The sequence below is a fragment of the Tamlana crocina genome, assembly GCF_012037625.1.
On record NZ_JAAVJS010000227.1, the window covers coordinates 1 to 456 of the forward strand.

Consider the following 456-nt stretch of genomic DNA (forward strand, 5'->3'; position numbering starts at 1 on the left):
TCTTTGGCACGTACTTTTTTAGTGTATTTAGGATTAGGACTGTCTATTGGCCAACGTAAAGTGAAGTCTGTATCGTCGGTAACGGCCTGCATGAACTCATCTGTAAGCCTAAGGGAAATATTAGCCCCTGTAACCTTTTTAAGGTCCTGCTTAATAGTAATAAAATCCTCAACATCGGGATGAGACACATCAATGGTAAGCATCAATGCTCCACGACGGCCATTTTGAGCTACTTCACGAGTGGTGTTCGAAAAACGCTCCATAAAGGAAACTGCTCCCGTTGTAGTTCCCGCGGAATTTGAAACCTGCGCATTTTTAGGACGAAGACCGGAAAGGTCCACTCCTACTCCACAGCGTCTTTTGAACAACTGCACCAGCTGCTGATCTGTGTGAAGAATTCCGCCGTAAGAATCATAGACCGGAGGAACTACCACACAGTTTGACAAGGATGCGATC

At 45.4% G+C, this 456-nt stretch carries 1 pseudogene; it reads right to left on the reverse strand.

Annotation, left to right across the window (positions count from 1 at the left end):
* Positions 1-456: pseudogene (locus tag HC176_RS16440) on the reverse strand (adenosylcobalamin-dependent ribonucleoside-diphosphate reductase); the annotation flags it as partial.